Source organism: Mesorhizobium sp. M7D.F.Ca.US.005.01.1.1, assembly GCF_003952545.1.
GTDB classification, from domain to species: domain Bacteria; phylum Pseudomonadota; class Alphaproteobacteria; order Rhizobiales; family Rhizobiaceae; genus Mesorhizobium; species Mesorhizobium loti.
Map to the genome: position 1 here is coordinate 6,562,120 of NZ_CP034453.1, position 19,536 is coordinate 6,581,655.

Consider the following 19,536-nt stretch of genomic DNA (forward strand, 5'->3'; position numbering starts at 1 on the left):
CGGACGACCAAGAGAAGGCCCGATCACAGCTGATGTAAAGACGCGCGGAATTACCGCAACGTCAGCTGTTGCGAACGCGCCGCCAGGAATATTTCGGCCCTTTTGGTTCCGGCACGGCGGCTGGCTGGTAGTAGAGCCCCAATCCGCCGGTACGTCCCTCCTCCAGCCGCTTCAACAGCACCGGATTCGAGATCTCGAACTCGTCGAAGCCCAGCCGCAGCATATGCGGCAACTGGTCGACCAGAACCTGCCCGGTGGCGCGCACCGCACCTTCGAAATCGTGGCGGCTGCGCAGCAACTCCCCCTTGGAGAAGGAGCGGCCATCGCTGAAGGCCGGGAAGACCAGCGCTACTAGCGAGAGCTGGTCGAGTAGATCGGCGATCTTCTCGAGCTGATCGCCGGGCTGCAGCACCACACCGAGCCGTTCCCTGGCGGAGCGGCGCACCTCCGGATCGAGATCGAGGAACGCCTGCAGCGGCAGGATGAAGCGGCCGTTGCCGGACAGCGCGTCCGCGCTTTCGGCATGAGCCCACTCGTCCTCGCGAAAACCCGTCGGGGTCCAGAGGCGGATCTCCGGTGTCGTCGGTTCAGTCATCAAAAATTCCTAAAAATTCAAAGAAGCTCATTGTGTGTTGAGGTTCAGGTCAGGCCGCGCCGAAAATGGTGGCTTCCGAGAACCGGAGGGAGCGTACTTGAAGTACGTGAGCACCGGAAGCTGCCGTTCGCAAGCCGGCCTCACCTGTATATCAACATACCCTAAAGGGATGCGTCGGTCAGCGACTTCTCCAGCCCCGACAGGTGAATGCCGCACTCGGTCTTGGCATGACCGGCCCAGCGGCCGCTGCGCGCGTCCTCGCCCGGCTGCACCGGCTGCGTGCACGGGAAGCAGCCGATCGACAGATAGCCATAAGCGACCAGCGGATTTTCGCGCAACGCATGCGCGCGCATATAGTCGGCCTGGTCCGATGTCGTCCAGTGCGCCAGCGGATTGATACGGATGCGCGGGCCGACCGCTTCGAACACCGGAAGTGCTGCCCGGGTCGAGGCCTGGAAGCGCTTGCGGCCGGTGAACCAGGCACGGAAGGGGGCGACGCCACGCGCCAGCGGCTCGACCTTGCGCACGTCGCAGCAGGCGTCGGTGTTGCTTTGATGCAGATTGCCCATCGGATCGATCCGTTTGAGCGCCGCTTCCTCGGGCTTGATCACCCTTATGTTGGTCAGCCCGAAATCGGCGGCAAGCGCGTCGCGATAGCCGAGTGTCTCTTCGAAATGCTTGCCGGTGTCGAGGAAGATGACCGGCAGCGTGCGGTCGATCTTGGCGATCATGTGCAGCAGCACAGCCGAGTCCGCACCGAACGACGACACTGCGGCGATCTCGTCATGGAACAGTTCGCGGGCCGAGCGTTCGATGATCTCGAGCGGGTTCAGATGACCGTAAAGCGCATCGAGCCCCGCCGCCTTGGCGGCGATGCCGTTATCGACATCGGCAATATGGTCAAGCGGCCTTGGCTTCGCCAGCATAGAGCGCCTCCTTGAACGGCGCAGGACCGACTCGGCGGTAGGCGTCGATGAATTTCTCTTGTGGGTCGAGCCGAAGGCCGAGATAAGTCTCGACGATCTGCTCGATGGCGTCGGTGATCTCATCCGATGAGAAGCCGCGGCCGATGATCTCGCCAACCGAGGTGTTCTCGTCGGCCGAGCCGCCCAGCGTCACCTGATAGAGCTCGGAGCCCTTCTTCTCGACGCCGAGGATGCCGATATGGCCGACATGGTGATGGCCGCAGGCGTTGATGCAGCCGGAGATCTTCAGCTTCAGTTCGCCGATCTCGCGCTGCCGCTCCAGCGAGGCGAAGCGGCGCGATATTTCCTGCGCGATCGGAATCGAGCGCGCCGTGGCCAACGCGCAATAATCGAGGCCAGGGCAGGCGATGATGTCCGATATCAGGTTGGAATTGGCCGTCGCCAGGCCGATGCCGACCAGCGCATCATAGACCGCCTTGAGGTCGGCGCGCGCCACATGCGGCAGGATCAGGTTCTGCTCATGGCTGACGCGCAGCTCGTCAAAGGCATATGTCTCGGCGATGTCAGCGACCGCTTCCATCTGGCTGTCCGAGGCGTCGCCCGGCACCTCGCCAATGCCCTTGAGCGAGATCGTCACTGCCGCGTAGTCGGGATGGCGGTGCGTCACCACATTCTGGTCGAGCCACTCCGAGAACCCCTTGGAATCCAGCCGCGCCAGCTTGACCGCCTGGTCGCCCTCCGGCCGCTCGGTCAGCGCCGGTGGTGCGAAATAGGCCTCGATGGCGCGGATATCGGCTTCCGGCAACTTCAACTCCGCGTCCTTCAATTCCTGCCACTCGGCTTCGACCTGGCGGGTGATTTCCTCGACGCCGGTCTCGTGGACGAGGATCTTGATACGCGCCTTGTACTTGTTGTCGCGGCGGCCATAGAGGTTGTAAACGCGCAGGATCGCCGTGCAGTAGGACAAGAGGTCGGCTTCCGGCAGGAAGTCGCGGATCTTGCGGGCGACCATCGGCGTGCGGCCCTGGCCGCCGCCGATATAGACGGCGAAGCCGAGTTCGCCGGCGGCGTTCTTCTTCAGGTGCAGGCCGATGTCGTGGGTCTGGATGGCGGCGCGGTCGCGCTCGGCACCCGTCACCGCGATCTTGAACTTGCGCGGCAGGAACGAGAATTCCGGATGCACCGACGACCACTGGCGCAGGATTTCCGCATAGGGGCGCGGATCGGCGACCTCATCGGCGGCGGCACCGGCGAAATGGTCGGCGGTGACATTGCGGATGCAATTGCCGCTGGTCTGGATGGCGTGCATCTCGACGCTTGCCAGATCGGCCAGGATCGCCGGAATGTCCGACAGCGCCGGCCAGTTGAACTGGATGTTCTGGCGCGTGGTGAAATGGCCGTAGCCCTTGTCGTATTTGCGGGCGATGTGGCCCAGCATGCGCAACTGCTTGCCGTTCAGCGTGCCATAGGGCACCGCGATGCGCAGCATGTAGGCGTGCAGCTGAAGGTAGACGCCGTTCATCAGCCTCAGCGGCCGGAACTGGTCCTCGGTGATCTCGCCGGCAAGGCGGCGCTGGACCTGGTCGCTGAACTCGGCGACGCGGGCCTGGACAAAATCGTGGTCGAACTCATCGTAACGGTACATGCTTCGTCTTTCAGGGCGCGTCCGCCCATGCCTGGTGTCTTGGTTATGCTGCCCAAGTTGACTGCTTGCCAGCCTGCTTGCCGAGATCGTTGCGGATGGTCGGGCCTGCGGCGCGGATTTTCTCGCGCAACCGCACCGGCTCGACGACGCCGTTGACGACGTCCGCATCGATCAAATTGACGTCGACCACTTCGTTGGCGGCGTAGGCCTTGGCGCCGATCGCCTCGAGCCTATCCTCGGCTGCCTTGTCATGGGCGAGGTCGGCATGGTCCACCGTCTCGGCCCAGCCGCCATCGGCATACCAGACGGCAATGCCGTCGGTCAGGCGGTTGGCGGTCAGTATCTTCATTGCTGAACTCCTTCGGCGACCGAACTGGACGCGCCTTCATGCCTGTGTGCCGCGAGCGGCTCGGACCGTTCAAAGTTGGCGCCGGCGACCGCATCGCCGATGATGGTCATGACCGGACCGGAAAGATCGGCGCGCGCTTCCAGCGACGGCAGGTCGGCAAGCGTACCGTGGAAGCGGCGCCGGTTGGCAAGGCTGGCATTCTCGACCACGGCCACCGCCGTATCCGGCGACAGCCCGGCCTCGATCAGCCGGCCGGCAACCTCGGCCGCCACCGAGCGGCCCATATAGACGGCGACGGTGGCGCCCGAAATAGCGAGCTTGGCCCAGTCGGGCAGCGAATTGCCCTTGAGGTCGTGGCCCGTGGTGAACACCATCGACGAGGAAACACCGCGCAAGGTCAGCGGCAGTTCAAAATCGGCGGCGGCGGCAAAGGCCGCGGTGACGCCCGGAACCACCTCATAGGCGATGCCGGCATCGCGCAGTGCCGCCATCTCTTCGCCGGCCCGGCCGAACACCAGCGGATCGCCCGACTTCAGCCGCACGACACGCTTGCCTTCACGGCCAAGCTCGACCAGCAACGTATTGATCTCGGCCTGGCTCTTGGTGTGGCAGCCCTTGCGCTTGCCGACCGGCAGGCGCTCAGCATCGCGGCGACCCATGGCAACGACCGCCTCCGGCACCAGCGCATCATGAACGATGACATCGGCTTCCATCAGCAAACGATGGGCACGCAAGGTCAAAAGATCCTCGGCCCCAGGGCCGGCGCCGACCAGGGCGATGTGGCCGCAAGCCGGCACATTCGACAGCAAAAGATCGACGGCGGCATCGTGCGCCTGCGAAAGCTGGCCGGCTTCAGCCGCGCGGGCAGGAGCGCCAGCGAAGAAATCATTCCAGAAGCGACGGCGGGCACTGCCTCTCGGCAGCAGATTCTCGGCAGCCCCGCGAAACGAAGCGGCAAGAATTGCCAGCGGCCCGAGCGACGGCGACAGCATGCGGTCGATGCGGCCGCGCAGCATCTGGGCAAGCACCGGGCCTGCACCTTCCGTGCCGATGGCGATGGCGACCGGTGCGCGGTTGACCAGCGCCGGGGTGAAGAAATCGCAAAGCTCAGGCCGATCGACGGCATTGACCGGAATGCTTAAGCGGCGCGCATCCGTGACCACGCGGCGGTCGAGTTCCTCGTCGCCGCTGGCGGCAAACACCATGACCGCGCCTTCGAGCTGCGATGCCTCGTAAGCGGCGGCAAAATGGTTCGTGCCAGTCTGAGCGATGAAGGCCAGCAGGGCCGGCTCGGCATTTTCCGCGATGATCCGCAGGACCGCGCTCGACTGTCCGATCAGCCGCGCCTTGGCCAGCGCCTCTTCGCCGCCGCCGACGATGGCCACGGTCTGCCCCTCGACCCGCATGAAGACGGGGAAGGCATTGAGCTTGGGAGTAGTGTGCGACATGGGCGCGAGCGGAATCCTGAACAGGCTTGCAGTTCTACGCGCGAGCGCGAGAAACCAGAAGGAACGCACTCGCGCATCGCCTGTCGGGATGCAATCGCTTTTCTGAAAGCATCCCGGCCAACAGAAAAATATTCCTCATTGGTGGATGGAGCGGATTCAAGCTGTCGCACGCCTTGATTTACAGCTCTTTTAGCGCTCGGCGAGAAATGCCGCAAAACAGTTTTTTCTAAATTCTACCAATTTAGTAGATTAAAGCCACAGGCATTGGACAACCGAATTGCCAACACCCGCGAGGGTCTGGTTGGAACATTACCGGCTCGGGGCGCGTTCCCCAAAAAGCCCATCGCGTCAGATCGAACCCGGCCGCGGCATGTCACAAGATGCCCCGAGCGGCCCAAGAAGGAACCTGTCATCATGAGCACAATCAACCTGAAGCACGGCATCTGGGTCATGGTGGCCGATGGCGAGAAGGCGCTTTTCCTCAGGAACGCCGGCGACAACAAATATCCGAATCTCGAGGTGGTGCAGGAAATGCAGCAGGACAACCCGCCCACCCGCGAGCAAGGCAGTGACAGCCCGGGCCGATACAATGATGGTCCCTCCGTACACCGTAGCGCGGTCGAAGATACGGACTGGCACCGCATCGGCAAGGAGCGTTTCGCCGATGAGATCGCCGCCCGGCTCTACAAGCTCGCACATAGCGGCGAGTTCAACGAGATCGTGCTTGTCGCACCGCCGATGCTGCTTGGGACAATGCGCAAGAAGCTGCACAAGGAAGTCGGGGACAAAGTGACCGCCGAAATTCCCAAGACACTGACCAACCACGCCATATTCGAGATCGAGGCCCTGCTGCAGGCAGCCTGATTGGTGTCGATCGAACGCGCCGGATCGAAACCGAATATCATCGCGCGACTTCAAATTCGACCGGCGGCTTCTCCGCCGGCCGACCAAGTTTTTGCGGCCGCACCGTCGATTTCATGGCTTTGCGGGTTGCATCGCCGACACCCCATCCACCATATTGCAACCAGGCGGCGGCTCCGGGCGGCGCCCATCCAACATCGCTGGTTTTGAAAGGCGCTCCATAGACAATGCCGCATGACACGCCCCTTATCGCCACCATCGTCGCCGGTCTGGGGCTGGCTTTCGTCTTCGGCGCTCTCGCCAACCGCTTCCGTATCCCGCCGCTGGTCGGTTATCTCGTAGCCGGCGTGCTGGTCGGGCCGAACACGCCCGGCTTCGTCGCCGATGCCGGCCTTGCCAACGAACTGGCCGAAATCGGCGTCATCCTGCTGATGTTCGGCGTCGGCCTGCACTTCTCGTTGAAGGATCTGCTGTCGGTGCGCGCCATCGCCGTGCCCGGCGCCATCGTCCAGATCGGCTTTGCCACCGCGCTCGGCGCCGGGCTGTCGTGGATGCTCGGCTGGTCGATGGGCGCGGGGCTGGTTTTCGGCCTGGCGCTGTCGGTCGCCTCGACCGTGGTCCTGCTGCGCGCGCTGCAGGAGCGGCGGATGATCGAGACCGAGCGCGGCCGCATCGCCGTCGGCTGGCTGATCGTCGAGGACCTGGCCATGGTGCTGGCGCTGGTGCTGCTGCCGGCGGTGGCCGGTGTGCTCGGCGGCCAGGAGCAGGCGGACGCCCATGCAAGCAGCCTGCTGTCGCTGCCGGCCAGCTACGGCATCTGGGGCGTCGTCGGCATCACGCTGGCCAAGGTCGCCGCTTTCGTCGTCGTCATGCTGGTGGTCGGCCGCCGGGTCATTCCCTGGATCCTGCACTATGTCGCCCACACCGGCTCGCGCGAATTGTTCCGGCTGGCGGTGCTCGCCATAGCGCTCGGCGTCGCCTTTGGCGCAGCCAAACTGTTCGGTGTCTCGCTGGCGCTGGGTGCCTTCTTCGCCGGCATGATCATGAGTGAGTCCGAACTCAGCCACCGCGCGGCGGAAGAATCGTTGCCGCTGCGCGATGCCTTTTCCGTGCTGTTCTTCGTCTCGGTCGGCATGCTGTTCGACCCGTTCAGCCTGATCAGCAATGGCTGGCCGATCCTGGCGACGCTGGCCATCATCGTCATCGGCAAATCGTTGGCGGCGTTCGTCATCGTAGTTGCCTTCGGCTATCCCCTGGCCACCGCACTGATGATCTCGGCAAGCCTTGCCCAGATCGGCGAATTCTCCTTCATCCTGGCCGAGCTCGGCGTCGGGCTGAAACTGTTGCCCGAACAAGGTCGCGACCTCATCCTGGCCGGCGCCATCCTGTCGATCGTGCTGAACCCGCTGATGTTCCTGGCCATCGACTGGATGAAGCCATGGCTGGAGCGGCGCGCCGCCAGGACGGCACCGCCTGTCGAGGCAAAGCCGGTTGGCCCGGCGACGGAACCGGGCCAGGTGGCCTCTGTTGCAGCCACGACGAAAGCGGAAGACGGGCCGCCGCCCAGGACAACCCTCACCGACCACGCCATCCTGATCGGCTATGGTCGCGTCGGCAGTCTCGTCGGGGCGTCGTTGAAAGAGGCCGCCCTGCCCTTCCTCGTCGTCGAGGATGCCGACAAGACACTGGCGAGGCTGAAAGCCGACGGTATCGAGACCGTCTCCGGCAACGCGGCCAACGCCGAAGTGTTCGCCGCCGCCAATCCCGAAGGCGCAAAGCGGCTGATCCTGGCCATTCCCAACGCCTTCGAGGCCGGCCAGATCGTGCTCAGGGCACGTGCCGCCAACCCCGGCATCAACGTCATCGCCCGCGCCCATTCCGACGCCGAGGTCGAGCACCTCAAGGGCCTTGGCGCCAACACGGTGATCATGGGCGAGCGCGAGATCGCCCGCGGCATTGTCGAAGAGGTGCTTGGCCACAAGCCGTGGGCTGCCGAACCGTCCGCGGCCTGAGCCGACCGTGATTGGCGACAGGTTGCCGTGTCGATCGTCTGCTCGCAGGCGGGTTGATCACGCGACGAATGCAGAGCCGCCATGGAGCACGACACTGCTGAGGTATTTTGCCGGAGGCTTCCCCAGCGCCTTCTTGAACATCGTGATGAAGGCCGTGACAGATCCATAACCGAGATCGCCCGAAACCTGCTGCACGCTGGCGCCGGAGGCCAGCTCTCGTATTGCGACGATCAGGTGCAATTGCTGACGCCAGCGCCCGAAGCTTAAGCCAGTCTCCTTCACCACGAGACGGGCGAGACTGCTCTCACTGAGCGCAACGCGATTGGCCCATTCTGCCAATGTGCTGCGGTCGGCAGGATCTTGCGCCAACGCTTCGGCGATCCGCCGCAAGCGCGGCTCCGATGAGATCGGCAGATGCAGTTGCTGGACAGGCATGCGCGGCAGCTCGGTGAGCAGGGTTCTGGTCAGAAGCTCATCCCTCGCCTGATCGTCCTGCACACCATCGGACAGCTCGATGATCAGTTCGCGCAGCAGCGGCGAGATCGAAAGCGTGCAGCAGCGGTCTGGCAGATCTGCGGCTCCCGGCTCGATATACACGAAAAAAATCCGGGCGTTGGCCGTCGCGACATTGCTGTGCTCCATGTCGCCGGGAATCCACACCCCGCAATACGGCGGCACCATCCACAGGCCTCTGGGGACGCGGCATGTGACGCCGCCTCCGAGCGCGAAGACGAGTTGGCCTTTGCGGTGCCGATGGGCGGGTACCTCCGCTCTGGTCTCGGGGACGTCGACGCGCACGGCAATCGCCGGCGCGGAAAGGTCATCCACATCGAAATTGAACCAGGGGTAGCGGAGGGGTTGTCTCATGATTGACTGTTTTTAGCGATCAGATTCTTTGATCTCTAAATTATTCAAAGGCAAAAATCGATAGGTTCCACTGCCGTGCGTCCAACGCGCAACAGTGAGGTGTGAACCATGCTTGCCCTAGCCATCTCTTCCGATAGCGCGACCGGACTGAGGATCGCGGAGCTTGCCGAGCCTCAAACGGCCTCGAACGAGGTGCTTGTCTCGGTCCGCGCAACCTCGTTGAACCGCGGCGAACTGCGCCTGCTCGCCATCCGTCCGAACGGCTGGATACCCGGCCAGGACATCGTCGGAGTTGTCGAACGGGCAGCAGCCGATGGCTCCGGGCCAGCCGTGGGCGCCCGGGTTGCAGCTCTGGTCGACCAGGCCGGGTGGGCTGAACGGGTCGCCGTTCCAACCGACCGTCTCGCGGTCCTGCCTGATGACGTCAGCTTCGTTTCCGCAGCCACGCTTCCGGTCGCCGGCACGACGGCGCTGAGGACTTTGCGCCATGGCGGCGACCTGACCGGCCAGCAGGTCCTGATCACCGGCGCAAGCGGTGCGGTCGGTCGTTTCCAGATCCAGATCGCCCGCGAGCAAGGCGCCTCGGTGACCGTGGTCGCCGCCTCCCGGCACGGCGAGGACCTCCGCGGCCTTGGAGCCGAGCAGGTTGTCGAAGCGATCGAACTGGCCGAGGGACCGTTTTCGCTGATCATGGAGTCGGTGGGCGGCAAAAGCCTCGCCCACGCGATCGAACGCGTCGCACCCGGCGGGACCATCGTCATGTTCGGTTCGAGCAGCGGCGAACTCACGCCCATCGGATTCCGCCAGTTCGTTCCGGATCATGAAGGGGCGAGGCTTCAGACTTTTGCATACTACACGTCAGGTCCAGGCATTGGCGAGGACATCGCCTCGCTGCTCGCTCTGGTCGCCGCTGGCCGGCTCGAAACGCGCGTGGCCCTGACCGTGCCGTGGACCGACATCGCCCAAGCCCTGGACGCCCTACGACAGCGCAGCTTCAGCGGCAAGGCTGTTCTCACCATGGCCGAATGAGCAGTCCGCGGCCTGAAGCCGGCCGCTCACACGTGCTGGCCGCCATTGATGTGGATTTCAGAACCCGTCACATAGGACGCCTGTTGCGAGCACAGGAAGAAGATGATGTCGGCGACTTCCGCCGTGGTGCCAAGCCTTCTCAACGGGATCGTCTCGACGATCTTGTCCGTGCCCGGCGACAGGATCGCGGTGTCGATCTCGCCGGGCGCAATCGCGTTGACGCGAATGCCATGCGGGCCGAAATCATGCGCCATCTCGCGCGTCAGCGAGCCAAGTGCCGCCTTCGATGTCGCATAGGCGGTGCCGGCAAAGGGATGCACGCGGGTTCCGGCGATCGAGGTGACGTTGACGATCGAGCCCTTGGCCGCCGCCAGTTCCTTGAACAGCCCGCGCGCCAGCATGATCGGCGCGAAGAAATTGACCTGGAACACGTCGCGCCAGACATGCATCGGCGTGTCGATCGAGTCCATGCGGCTGTTGCCGTCCTTCAGCTTCGGCGAGATGCCGGCATTGTTGACCAGCGCATGCAGCTGGCCGCCATGCGCTTCCAGCCGGCGGCGGATTTCCGACACCGCGATGCCGACATCCTCCTGATCGGCGAGATCGACCTTGATGTGGTCCTCAGGACCTGCCGGCCAGGGACAGTCCTCGGCAAAGGCCTGGCGCGAGCAGGTGATGACGCGCCAGCCCTCGCGCGAAAAACGCTTGACCGTGGCGTGGCCGATGCCGCGGCTGGCGCCGGTCAGCACGATGGTCTTTCTGGTGTCGAGTTCAGCCATTTCAGGGTCTCCGGCCGGCAGATGTAGCCGAACGCCGCCGAGGTGGCGAGAGGCGAGTCGCCGCTAATGCATGTCGCTCAAAAGCGGCCCCGGTTTTGAGGCAACGACATGCATACAAACAAAGAGCTAAAGCGCGCGACGCGCTTGTCTTATGACATTATTTGGCGGAGAGGCGAGAATGAACCGCTGGGAGAGAGTAGCAGCTCTCTCGTCAGCGGCGAGGGATGGATCGTCGACGCGCTGGCCGTTTGAGGGGCCGAGCTAAAGTTTGATCACCCTCGTCTTTTTCCGAAGGCCTGAACGGATACGCGCAGTTTAAGCTGCGCATGACAAGCAGAGGCACGGCAAAAGATGACCGAGATTACCATTGGCGTTGACGTCTCGAAAGAGGCGCTGGATGCCTATCGCTTCCCCGATGGCGAGAGCCGCCACTTCGACAACAACGCCAAGGGTCACAAGGCGCTGATGCGCTGGATCGGCTCCGAAGTCACCCGGATCGTCTACGAGCCCACCGGGGCTTACCATCGCGGGTTTGAGTGCAGGCTTGCCGAGGCCGGACTGCCCCTGGTCAAGGTCAATCCGCGCCAGGCGCGCCGCTTCGCGGAGGCGACCGGCAAGCTGGCCAAGACCGACCGATGCGATGCTGCGATGCTGGCGCGTATGGGGGCAGTGCTGGCTTTGACGGCGCGGCCGCTTCGCGGCGCACTGCTCAATGAACTCAAGGATCTACACATGGCCCGTGCGGCTCTGATCAAGGATCGCACCGCAGCCAGGAACAGAGCCAAGACCCTGACCCTTGCCTTGCTCAAGCGCCAGAACGGCGAGCGGTTGAAGCAGATCCAACGTCACCTCGGCGATCTCGATCAGACGATCCTTGCGCTCATCAAAACCGATCCCGACCTTGCCCAGCGCCTCGACATCCTGACCAGCATACCCAGCGTTTCGCACGCGACCGCATGCGCGCTCATCATCGATATGCCCGAACTCGGAGCCCTCCAGCCGTCAGAGGCCGCAAGCCTTGCCGGCCTCGCTCCGGTCGCTCGTCAATCGGGCACATGGACCGGCCGAGCCTTCATTCGCGGCGGCCGGGCCAATGTTCGCCAAGCTCTCTACATGCCGGCCCTCGTCGCCATGCGCTTCAACCCGGATCTCAAGGCAAAATACCAGGCGCTAAAGGCGGCAGGCAAACCTCCAAAGGTCGCCATCACCGCCTTGATGCGTAAGCTCATCATCCTCGCAAACGCGCTCATCAAGGCACAGCGAAAATGGGCCCCTAAAACACCTTGATCAAAACGGATACTTTAGCCGCCAAGGAGATCGAGGATCGAAGTCTGACGCTTCTTGCGCGGACCGCCGACGTTGCCTGGCGGCACCGGGTGCTTGATCGACGCGGTGGCCCCGTCATCCTCTGGCATGGAAAGACCATCGGCATCGACGGTCTGGGCAGGACGGGCCGCGCGGACCGGTGCTGGCGCTTGGGCGACCGGCGCGGCCGGCCGCGCCTGCGGCGCCTGCTGGCCGACGGACACGGATGGAACCGGCGCCGGCGGCGCGTTGTTTGCCGAGGGTATCTCGTCGGGCACGATGGTGTCGGCCGGCGTCGATTTCCAGGTGCCGGGCAGCGGCCGCACAGGCACGCCCTCGTGGGCTGCGACCATGAATTCGTGCCAGGCCTGCGCCGGCAGCGCGCCGCCGGTGACCTTCTTCATCGGGCTGCCATCATCATTGCCGAACCACACACCGGTGGTGAGGTTGGCGGTGTAGCCGACGAACCAGGCATCGCGCGAATTCTGGCTGGTGCCGGTTTTGCCGGCCGATGGCCAGGCGAAAGCCGCTTTCCGGGCGGTACCGATCTCGACCGTACCCGTCATCATCGAGTTCATCATGCCGACGATCTCGGGCTTGACGACACGCGGCGCGCTGCCGCCACTGCTGTCGTAGAGCACCTTGCCTTCGGTGGTCGTCACGCGGCGGATGAAATGAATGTCCGGCTTGTAGCCGCCATTGGCGAAGGGCACATAGGCCGATGTCAATTCCAGCGGCGTCACTTCCGAAGTGCCGAGCGCGATCGAGGTGTTGGCTATCAGGTCGGACTGGATGCCCATGCGGTGCGCCGCCTCGACAACCGCGTTCGGCCCGACCTCCATGGTCAGCTGGGCCGCGACCGAATTCAGCGATTTGGCCAATGCGGTGGCCAGCGTCACCTTGCCGAAATACTTGCCGCCATAATTGTCGGGCGTCCAGTTGCCGATCTTGATCGGCGCGTCGTTGCGCACGCTGTCGGGTGTGCGGCCGGCCTCAAGCGCGGCCATATAGACGAACGGCTTGAACGCCGAGCCCGGCTGGCGGCGTGCTTCCGAGGCGCGGTCGAACTGGCTGGTCGAATAGTCGTAGCCGCCGACCATGGCGCGCACTGCGCCGGAATCGTCGATCGACACCAGGGCGCCCTGGGTGACGTTGAGCTTCTTGCCGCTGTCGTCGATCAGCCTGCGGATCGACTGTTCGGCGAGCTTCTGCAGATTCAGGTCGACGGTGCTGTCGATGACGATATCGCCGCGCACGTCGCCGATCAGGTCGGGCAGTTCCTCCATGATGGTGTCGGCAACGTAGTTTTCCGAGCCGGTCCAGTAGGACGGCGCACGCGTTGCCGGCGCGCTCATCGCCGAGGTCAGTTCCTTGGCGCTGATCTTGCCCTCGTCGCGCATGGCGGCAAGCACCAACTGCGAGCGTTCCTCGGCAGCCTTCGGATCGCGTGCCGGCGACAGCCGCGACGGCGCCTTCAACAGGCCGGCAAGCAATGCGGCTTCCGACAAGGTGACGTCGCGCGCGCTCTTGCCGAAATAACGCCGCGAGGCCGCTTCGACGCCATAGGCACCGGAACCGAAATAGACCCGGTTCAGATACATTTCGAGGATCTGGTCCTTGGTGTGCTTGTGCTCCAGCCAAAGTGCCAGCAGCACTTCCTGCACCTTGCGCTCCAGTGTGCGGTCGGGCGTCAGGAACAGGTTCTTGGCCAATTGCTGGGTCAGCGTCGAGCCGCCCTGCGAGAAATGTCCGCCAAGCACATTGGTTACCATGGCGCGCGACAGGCCGATCGGGTCGATGCCGAAATGCGAATAGAAGCGGCGGTCCTCGATGGCGATGACGGCCTCCGGGATATAGGGCGACATTTCATGCAGCCCGACCGCCTCGCCTCCGCTCATGCCGCGATTGGCGAGCAATTGGCCATCGGCCGAGACGATCTTGATGTTGGGCGCGCGGTCGGGGATCGACCAAGTCGTCGCCGCTGGCATCTTGGCGCCGTAGTAGACGACGATGCCGGCCACCGCGATGCCGCCCCAGATGGCGAGCACGAAGCACCAGTAGAACAGCCGGCCGAGGACCCCGAACAGGCCGCGCCGGCTCCTGTCGCGCTTGACCCGCGACGATTTCCCTTTGGCCGGCTTGCGTTTGGCGGAGGCTTTGCGATTGCTCGGCACGACGCGATCCTCCTCGTTCGCCGAAAGCCCCGCTGAGGATCGCGCCTGCGGCGGTCCCTCGAAACTGGGTTCGATGCGACTGTCTCTGCGGTTCGCCATGCGCTGTGCTTGATATCCCCGATGCCTATGGCGTTCGGGTTGAAGAGTAGATGCGGCGATTTAAGGGCGGGTTAAGTCTCGCCGAGTTCGATCATCGAGGGGCCAACCAGCGACGCCAGCGCGAAAAAGGCCATCGGCTGCTCTTCGCAAGTCACCGCGACGACGCTGTTGGACCGGTCGATATCGAGGCCTTTCGGCCCGCCCTCGTCAAAACTGGCCCTGCCCCGCAGGAAGGTTTCTTCATCGAGCACGGCAATAGAGCGCTCGGGCGTGCGACGGCCGTCCCAACCAGTGCCGCGATCATAGACATGCAGCATCGGGCTGCCGGCGTCGGCAACCACGATGTGCCGATCATCGCTCGTAAAGCGCACACCGTGCGGATAGCCGGCATTCTGCAGGATACCGGCCGGTTCACTGTCCGGTCCAAGCGACGCCGACATGCTGTAGATCTTCACATCCTTTGTGCCGTGGCTGCTGACAGCGATCCACTTTCCATCATGGCTGAGCGCAATGCCGTCAGGGATATCGAGACCACACTTTAGAAGCAGCTGATTGCTTGTAGCGCGATAGCCAAGCCACTGGTTGACCACATGCCGGGTGACCAGATGCGCGTAATTGTTGCAGACCAGCAGACTGACGCGGCCGTGCGACTCCTGCCTGACGGCGACGGAGCCCGGCGAATTCAGTTTGTAGGGCCGCCTGCCTCGGATCTGGCGAATGGCCGCGATCTCACGACACTGGCCAGCCGGTTCTTCACGCGGCAGAGCAAATAGCGCAACCCGCCCATCGCGATTGGCGACTGCCAAGGTTCGGTCATCGATGAAATCGAGGCCATGGACTTCACCCATGTCGTCCGACGTCAACTCCATGAAATTGTGAAGTGTGACGCCTGGCCCATCAGGTCCCGTCTCGACGTCGATGCGCAGGATCAGGCAGCGCTTGCGCGCATATCCGGCAATTGCCAGCAGCCGGTTATCAGGCGAAAAACGCAGGTCCTCGGTGCGCCCGATTTCCGCAAGCGCGGCCCGCACGGCATCGCCTGCCTTGAAATCGATCTGGTGTATCGTCATGCGCCTCTCGTTGGCATTGAAGGCCGAAAATCTGTCTCATCGGCCTGGCCCTTGCCAAACCCCTGCCCGGCTTTGATGTCTCGTTCAGATAGGCTCGAACTTCACATCCGGCTGGTCGGGACCGCCGGCTTGCCGCAACAGCGCGAGAATGTGTTCGCCCCTGTCAACCTGCTGTCGTCTCCAGTTCGAGGCGTTCGTCACATGCAGCCAGCCATCGACCACCATGAAAAAATCCTCGGATTGATCATGTCCCGCGCCGAAGCGAAGCGATTTGTTTTCAGCGAACCGAACCAGCGCCGGATCGATCGACCTGTAGAGCACCGGCCAGTTGCCGCCGCCGGAATCCATATGAAACTTGTAGCTGGGGGCGAAATCCAGCCTTCGCCGCAGCAGGCTTCCGTCGAAAAAACAGAAACCGGGCCACAGGAACCAGCCGCCCGGCGTCGGTGTATCGCGCCGCACGCTGCCGTAGAGGCTTTTGCCCTCCATCCGGGCGCGGATCGAAAATGGTTCAGTCGGAAAGATGTCATGGTCGATGAAACCGAAGAGCTTCGGCCCGAACCTGGGCAAGAAATTCCGCACGATCCAGTTGAGCGCTTGACCGTGCGACCTGCTGACGACCAGCCTGTTCCTCGGCAACGCGACATAAGGGACATGCTGGCGGCGGCAAAGGTCGCGGATTGCCTCCCTTGCCTCGTCCTTCTTGCTGTTGTCGAAGACGATGTAGCTGTCGCGCTCGGCCAGGTGTCGGCGCACGAGGTGGATCTGCCATTCGATCACGTCGGGCCGGTTGAAGGCCACGCTAGCGATGATCGCATCGCGGAAAGCCTGCTCTCGCCCCTGCAATTCGCTGACCGGCGCGGATGTCCTCAGGAAGCAAAATACCCGCCAATGATAGCGTAACAGTGCCTCGCGCCTTGGCGGCCTGTTCAGCCTCTCCCATTCCGCAACGGTAATCCTGGGCTGATCGACGTCTCCCGGAGCGTCAGAAGCCACCATGTCGCGCTCCCGCATCCACCGATCGACGGTTCAGTTCTGCTGGATCGATATGCCCTTGTCGTCGATCTTGAGCTCGACGCCCTTGGGTTTGGTCTGCTCGCGATAGACATAGATACCGAGCGCGATAACCACGACGACGAGCGCGCCAATGACGAGATAGAGCGTATTCTGTTTCATGGCGCGCTCTTTGCGTTGTCGAGCCTCAGGCTCGTTTCAGGACCTTGACCAGCACCAGCAGGATGATGGCGCCGATGGTGGCATGGATGATCGAGGCGAGAATGCCGCCGCCGATGGAGAAGCCGATCCGTGGAAACAGCCAGCCGGCGATGAACGCGCCGACGATACCGACAATAATGTTGCCGATCAGACCGAAGCCGAAGCCGGAAACGATAAGACCGGCGAGCCAGCCGGCGATGGCACCGATGATGATGAAGACGAGCAGGCTTTCGACACCCATAGCGATTTCCTCCGAGCAAGAGGCGACGGCGGAACGGAAAGCTCCGAATCGGCCTCGATATCAACAGCTTCAGGCTATTCGAAAGCGGCCGGCCTCGCCAGCGGCGCGCTCACTAGAGTAATTCCAGGAGAAGTGTAAAGCGGTTTTCCCGGGAAAAGCGCGTAGCGCTTTCCCTAGAGAATTGCGTCAAAACAAAGAGTTAGAGCAGCTCGCCGTTTCCGTGAAACGGTGAACTGCTCTAATCGTCACCGTCGCTTGCAGCAGGCCGCCAACTGGTCGGCTCGACCTTCTTTTGCGTGTGACTGTCGGTGTAGACCCACCAGCCGTCGTCGCGATATTGTGCGATGGATTCGTTGATCACGCCGTCGCTGTCCTTCCACGTGACAGAGACCTTGGAGCCGTCGGTCGGCGCGGTCGCTATGGACTTTCTGTCCGTCATGTCATCCCCCATTTGAGCCGACAAAACGCGGCAGCCTGCATCTGGTTCCAACCGGCCATCGGCAGCAGCTCGCGGAGACGACCGTCAGCTATGGGCGAAGATATCCTCTTCATCCCAGCCCATCAGATCGAGTTTGGCACGCGTCGGCAGGAAGCGGAAGCAGGCATCGGCCTCCTTGGTCCGCCCATCGCGCGCCAACCGTCCGGCCAGCACATCGCGCAACCGGTGCAGATAGAGCACGTCGGAAGCGGCATATTCGAGCTGTTCGGGCGACAGCGTTTCGGCCGCCCAGTCTGACGATTGCTGCGCCTTGGACAGGCCGACGCCGAGAAGCTCGAAGCAGATGTCCTTCAGCCCGTGGCGGTCGGTGTAGGTGCGGGTCAGCCGCGAGGCGATCTTGGTGCAGAACACCGGCTCGGGCATCACGCCGAACGCATTGTAGAGCACGGCAAGGTCGAAGCGTCCGTAGTGGAACAGCTTGGCTATGCCGCGGTTCCTCAGCAGGCTGACGAGGTTCGGCGCCTTCTTCTGGCCGGGCGCGATCTGGATGACATCGGCGCTGCCGTCACCAGGCGAAATCTGCACCACGCACAGCCGATCGCGATGTGGGTTGAGCCCCAGCGTCTCGGTGTCGATGGCCACTGCCCCGACATTGTAGTGCGAGAGGTCGGGCAGATCATGCTTGTGGAAACGGATGTCGGCCATTGTCTTCTCCGGTCGAGCCTTGCGCGTCCCTTGACCCGCAAGGGACGCTATAGCGCTTTTGTCTTGTGGCCCGTCCTCGCCGCGATCCGCTGAAAAATCAACAGGAAAACGAGGGTCCCGCCGCTCAGCGCGTCACGGCATCGAGAATCCGCGCCCAGGAGCGCTGGCCCTTGTGGAAGGAGCTGAGCTCGTATTTCTCGTTGGGCGAGTGGATGCGGTCGTCGTCGAGGCCGAACCCGACCAGGAGCGATTCCATGCCGAGATAGGTCTGGAAGTCGCCGACCACCGGAATCGACCCGCCGCTGCCCGTCGTCACCGCCGGCTTCGGCCATTCGTCGGACAGCGCATCCTTGGCCTTGGCCAGGAACGGCGAATCGTAGGAAAGCTGGATTGCCGGCGAGCCGCCATGCGGATGGAATTCTACCGAACAGTCGGCCGGAATCCGTTCCTTGACGAATTTCTGGAACGCCGCTCGGATTTTCTTGGGATCCTGCTTGTGGACGAGGCGGAAGGAGACTTTTGCCGAGGCTTCCGCCGCGATCACCGTCTTGAAGCCCTTGCCGGTATAGCCGCCGATGATGCCGTTGAACTCGGCCGTCGGCCGCGCCCAGGTGAGTTCCAGCACCGAGCGCCCCTTTTCGCCCGACGGGATCGACAGGCCGACTGGTCCGAGGAACGTCTCGGCCGTCTCGCCAAGCGTCTCCCAGGATTTCAGGATCTGCGACGGCGTTTCCTCGACCCCGTCATAGAAGCCGGGAATGGTGATATGGCCGTCCTTGTCGTGGATATCGGCCAAAACCTTGACCAGGATGCGGATCGGGTTGGCGGCAGCACCGCCATAGAGGCCGGAATGCAGGTCACGGTCGGCGGCCTTGATCGTGATCTCCTCGCCGACCAGCCCGCGCAATCCGACGCAGATCGACGGCGTATCGCGGTCCCACATGCCGGTATCGCAGACCAGCGCGAAATCGGCCTTGAGTTCGTCGGCATTGGCCTCGAGGAACGGCTTCAGCGACGGCGAGCCGGATTCCTCCTCGCCCTCGAACAGGATGGTGATGCGGCAGGGCAGATTGCCGTGCACCTGCTTCCAGGCGCGGCAAGCCTCGACGAAGGTCATCAACTGGCCCTTGTCGTCGGCCGAGCCGCGTCCCGTGATCACCTTGTGGTCCGGTCCGACCTCCTTGACCGCGGGCGCGAACGGATCGCTTTCCCACAATTCGATCGGGTCGACCGGCTGTACGTCGTAATGACCATAGAACAGCACATGCGGCGCACCCGCCGGCCCGTCGTGATGGGCGACTACCATCGGGTGTCCCGGCGTATCACGCACGCTGGCGTCGAAGCCGATCAGCTTGAGTTCGGCCACCAGCCATTCCGCCGCCTTGCGGCAGTCGGCGGCATAGGCCGGATCGGTTGAGATCGACTTGATCCTGAGCAGGCCGAACAGGCGTTCGAGGCTCTGGTCGAGATTCTTGTCGAGACGGTCGAGGACAGGGGAAACTGCGGACATGTGTGAAGCCTTTCGATTCAGAACCGGAACCGTAAAGGCAGGACAGGAAAACGAAAAGCCCGCGATCGTTGGACCACGGGCTGCAAACGTCTGTCTGAGGTAAAAAAAGACCGCCGTGGTGGAGGGGGAACCACGGCGGCCTTCTACTCGAAACGATGCGGCAGCCCGGAGAGGGGGATAGGCTGCCGCAGGTGTCCGGGATAGGCGGGGGACGGGCCTTGCTCCGGACTCGGCGAAAACTGCCGATGGCCTTTATTTGTGTCTTTG

Annotated in this window: 19 protein-coding genes; 4 read left to right on the forward strand and 15 right to left on the reverse strand. The window is 63.3% G+C overall.

Annotation, left to right across the window (positions count from 1 at the left end; genetic code table 11):
• Positions 1-61: 61 nt before the first annotated feature.
• The 5 genes from EJ076_RS31885 to cysG form a co-directional block, all read right to left on the reverse strand.
• Complete coding sequence (locus EJ076_RS31885) at positions 62-595, reverse strand: DUF934 domain-containing protein (RefSeq protein ID WP_109658826.1); 534 nt, start codon at positions 593-595, stop codon at positions 62-64.
• A gap of 161 nt (positions 596-756) precedes the next feature.
• A complete protein-coding gene (locus EJ076_RS31890) occupies positions 757-1,521 on the reverse strand; it encodes a phosphoadenylyl-sulfate reductase (RefSeq protein WP_126070544.1) in 765 nt (254 codons plus the stop codon).
• On the reverse strand, positions 1,496-3,166 hold the full coding sequence (locus EJ076_RS31895; RefSeq protein WP_109658824.1) for a nitrite/sulfite reductase: 1,671 nt from the start codon (positions 3,164-3,166) through the stop codon (positions 1,496-1,498). The genes EJ076_RS31890 and EJ076_RS31895 overlap by 26 nt, the downstream gene beginning before the upstream one ends.
• Before the next feature lie 43 nt (positions 3,167-3,209).
• Entirely contained in the window at positions 3,210-3,515 is a 306-nt protein-coding gene (locus tag EJ076_RS31900) for a DUF2849 domain-containing protein (RefSeq protein ID WP_109658823.1), read from the reverse strand.
• Positions 3,512-4,963 carry a siroheme synthase CysG gene (gene cysG / locus EJ076_RS31905; RefSeq protein ID WP_126070545.1) on the reverse strand — a complete coding sequence of 484 codons (1,452 nt, stop codon included), beginning with the start codon at positions 4,961-4,963 and terminating at the stop codon, positions 3,512-3,514. The genes EJ076_RS31900 and cysG overlap by 4 nt, the downstream gene beginning before the upstream one ends.
• Positions 4,964-5,377: 414 nt before the next feature.
• Between cysG and EJ076_RS31910 the strand changes: the two genes are divergently transcribed.
• Positions 5,378-5,827, forward strand: coding sequence for a host attachment protein (locus tag EJ076_RS31910; RefSeq protein ID WP_126070546.1), 450 nt, complete (start codon positions 5,378-5,380; stop codon positions 5,825-5,827).
• A 224-nt stretch (positions 5,828-6,051) separates the two neighbouring features.
• A complete protein-coding gene (gene ybaL / locus EJ076_RS31915) occupies positions 6,052-7,836 on the forward strand; it encodes a YbaL family putative K(+) efflux transporter (RefSeq protein WP_126070547.1) in 1,785 nt (594 codons plus the stop codon).
• A gap of 57 nt (positions 7,837-7,893) precedes the next feature.
• On the opposite strand, the gene EJ076_RS31920 is transcribed toward ybaL, so the two are convergent.
• On the reverse strand, positions 7,894-8,703 hold the full coding sequence (locus EJ076_RS31920) for a helix-turn-helix transcriptional regulator (protein ID WP_126070548.1): 810 nt from the start codon (positions 8,701-8,703) through the stop codon (positions 7,894-7,896).
• A gap of 108 nt (positions 8,704-8,811) precedes the next feature.
• Here EJ076_RS31920 and EJ076_RS31925 point away from each other — a divergent pair, with 108 nt between their 5' ends.
• Positions 8,812-9,732 carry a zinc-binding dehydrogenase gene (locus EJ076_RS31925; RefSeq protein WP_126070549.1) on the forward strand — a complete coding sequence of 307 codons (921 nt, stop codon included), beginning with the start codon at positions 8,812-8,814 and terminating at the stop codon, positions 9,730-9,732.
• Between the two features lie 26 nt (positions 9,733-9,758).
• On the opposite strand, the gene EJ076_RS31930 is transcribed toward EJ076_RS31925, so the two are convergent.
• On the reverse strand, positions 9,759-10,511 hold the full coding sequence (locus tag EJ076_RS31930) for an SDR family oxidoreductase (RefSeq protein WP_109658817.1): 753 nt from the start codon (positions 10,509-10,511) through the stop codon (positions 9,759-9,761).
• A gap of 351 nt (positions 10,512-10,862) precedes the next feature.
• On the opposite strand from EJ076_RS31930, the gene EJ076_RS31935 reads away from it, so the two are divergent.
• Positions 10,863-11,798: an IS110 family transposase gene (locus tag EJ076_RS31935; RefSeq protein WP_126070550.1), complete on the forward strand. Its 936-nt coding sequence runs from the start codon at positions 10,863-10,865 to the stop codon at positions 11,796-11,798.
• A 14-nt stretch (positions 11,799-11,812) separates the two neighbouring features.
• Here the strand turns inward: EJ076_RS31935 and EJ076_RS31940 are convergent, their stop codons facing one another.
• From EJ076_RS31940 to EJ076_RS31975, 8 genes are all read right to left on the reverse strand, one after another.
• Positions 11,813-14,089: a transglycosylase domain-containing protein gene (locus tag EJ076_RS31940; protein ID WP_126070551.1), complete on the reverse strand. Its 2,277-nt coding sequence runs from the start codon at positions 14,087-14,089 to the stop codon at positions 11,813-11,815.
• Positions 14,090-14,160: 71 nt separating this feature from the next.
• Positions 14,161-15,159 (reverse strand): hypothetical protein, encoded by a 999-nt coding sequence (locus EJ076_RS31945; RefSeq protein ID WP_126070552.1) that lies wholly within the window; start codon positions 15,157-15,159, stop codon positions 14,161-14,163.
• An 84-nt stretch (positions 15,160-15,243) separates the two neighbouring features.
• Positions 15,244-16,158, reverse strand: coding sequence for a hypothetical protein (locus tag EJ076_RS31950; RefSeq protein ID WP_126070553.1), 915 nt, complete (start codon positions 16,156-16,158; stop codon positions 15,244-15,246).
• 30 nt (positions 16,159-16,188) lie between these two features.
• Positions 16,189-16,335, reverse strand: a complete 147-nt coding sequence (locus EJ076_RS31955; protein ID WP_013529552.1) for a hypothetical protein — start codon at positions 16,333-16,335, stop codon at positions 16,189-16,191.
• 25 nt (positions 16,336-16,360) lie between these two features.
• Positions 16,361-16,615: a GlsB/YeaQ/YmgE family stress response membrane protein gene (locus EJ076_RS31960; RefSeq protein WP_056594910.1), complete on the reverse strand. Its 255-nt coding sequence runs from the start codon at positions 16,613-16,615 to the stop codon at positions 16,361-16,363.
• A gap of 238 nt (positions 16,616-16,853) precedes the next feature.
• Positions 16,854-17,054, reverse strand: coding sequence for a hypothetical protein (locus EJ076_RS31965; protein ID WP_109661129.1), 201 nt, complete (start codon positions 17,052-17,054; stop codon positions 16,854-16,856).
• A gap of 84 nt (positions 17,055-17,138) precedes the next feature.
• The gene (locus tag EJ076_RS31970; protein WP_126070554.1) at positions 17,139-17,759 is read right to left on the reverse strand and encodes a ribonuclease D; all 621 of its coding nucleotides are present in this window, start codon (positions 17,757-17,759) and stop codon (positions 17,139-17,141) included.
• A gap of 124 nt (positions 17,760-17,883) precedes the next feature.
• Complete coding sequence (locus tag EJ076_RS31975; RefSeq protein WP_126070555.1) at positions 17,884-19,269, reverse strand: M20/M25/M40 family metallo-hydrolase; 1,386 nt, start codon at positions 19,267-19,269, stop codon at positions 17,884-17,886.
• Positions 19,270-19,536 lie beyond the last annotated feature (267 nt).

Excerpts from the sequence above, each read along its gene's own strand:
- EJ076_RS31885 (WP_109658826.1), bottom strand. The coding sequence starts at position 595 with ATGACTGAACCGACGACACCGGAGATCCGCCTCTGGACCCCGACGGGT.
- EJ076_RS31890 (WP_126070544.1), bottom strand. The coding sequence starts at position 1,521 with ATGCTGGCGAAGCCAAGGCCGCTTGACCATATTGCCGATGTCGATAAC.
- EJ076_RS31895 (WP_109658824.1), bottom strand. The coding sequence starts at position 3,166 with ATGTACCGTTACGATGAGTTCGACCACGATTTTGTCCAGGCCCGCGTC.
- EJ076_RS31900 (WP_109658823.1), bottom strand. The coding sequence starts at position 3,515 with ATGAAGATACTGACCGCCAACCGCCTGACCGACGGCATTGCCGTCTGG.
- cysG (WP_126070545.1), bottom strand. The coding sequence starts at position 4,963 with ATGTCGCACACTACTCCCAAGCTCAATGCCTTCCCCGTCTTCATGCGG.
- EJ076_RS31910 (WP_126070546.1), top strand. The coding sequence starts at position 5,378 with ATGAGCACAATCAACCTGAAGCACGGCATCTGGGTCATGGTGGCCGAT.
- ybaL (WP_126070547.1), top strand. The coding sequence starts at position 6,052 with ATGCCGCATGACACGCCCCTTATCGCCACCATCGTCGCCGGTCTGGGG.
- EJ076_RS31920 (WP_126070548.1), bottom strand. The coding sequence starts at position 8,703 with ATGAGACAACCCCTCCGCTACCCCTGGTTCAATTTCGATGTGGATGAC.
- EJ076_RS31925 (WP_126070549.1), top strand. The coding sequence starts at position 8,812 with ATGCTTGCCCTAGCCATCTCTTCCGATAGCGCGACCGGACTGAGGATC.
- EJ076_RS31930 (WP_109658817.1), bottom strand. The coding sequence starts at position 10,511 with ATGGCTGAACTCGACACCAGAAAGACCATCGTGCTGACCGGCGCCAGC.
- EJ076_RS31935 (WP_126070550.1), top strand. The coding sequence starts at position 10,863 with ATGACCGAGATTACCATTGGCGTTGACGTCTCGAAAGAGGCGCTGGAT.
- EJ076_RS31940 (WP_126070551.1), bottom strand. The coding sequence starts at position 14,089 with ATGGCGAACCGCAGAGACAGTCGCATCGAACCCAGTTTCGAGGGACCG.
- EJ076_RS31945 (WP_126070552.1), bottom strand. The coding sequence starts at position 15,159 with ATGACGATACACCAGATCGATTTCAAGGCAGGCGATGCCGTGCGGGCC.
- EJ076_RS31950 (WP_126070553.1), bottom strand. The coding sequence starts at position 16,158 with ATGGTGGCTTCTGACGCTCCGGGAGACGTCGATCAGCCCAGGATTACC.
- EJ076_RS31955 (WP_013529552.1), bottom strand. The coding sequence starts at position 16,335 with ATGAAACAGAATACGCTCTATCTCGTCATTGGCGCGCTCGTCGTCGTG.
- EJ076_RS31960 (WP_056594910.1), bottom strand. The coding sequence starts at position 16,615 with ATGGGTGTCGAAAGCCTGCTCGTCTTCATCATCATCGGTGCCATCGCC.
- EJ076_RS31965 (WP_109661129.1), bottom strand. The coding sequence starts at position 17,054 with ATGACGGACAGAAAGTCCATAGCGACCGCGCCGACCGACGGCTCCAAG.
- EJ076_RS31970 (WP_126070554.1), bottom strand. The coding sequence starts at position 17,759 with ATGGCCGACATCCGTTTCCACAAGCATGATCTGCCCGACCTCTCGCAC.
- EJ076_RS31975 (WP_126070555.1), bottom strand. The coding sequence starts at position 19,269 with ATGTCCGCAGTTTCCCCTGTCCTCGACCGTCTCGACAAGAATCTCGAC.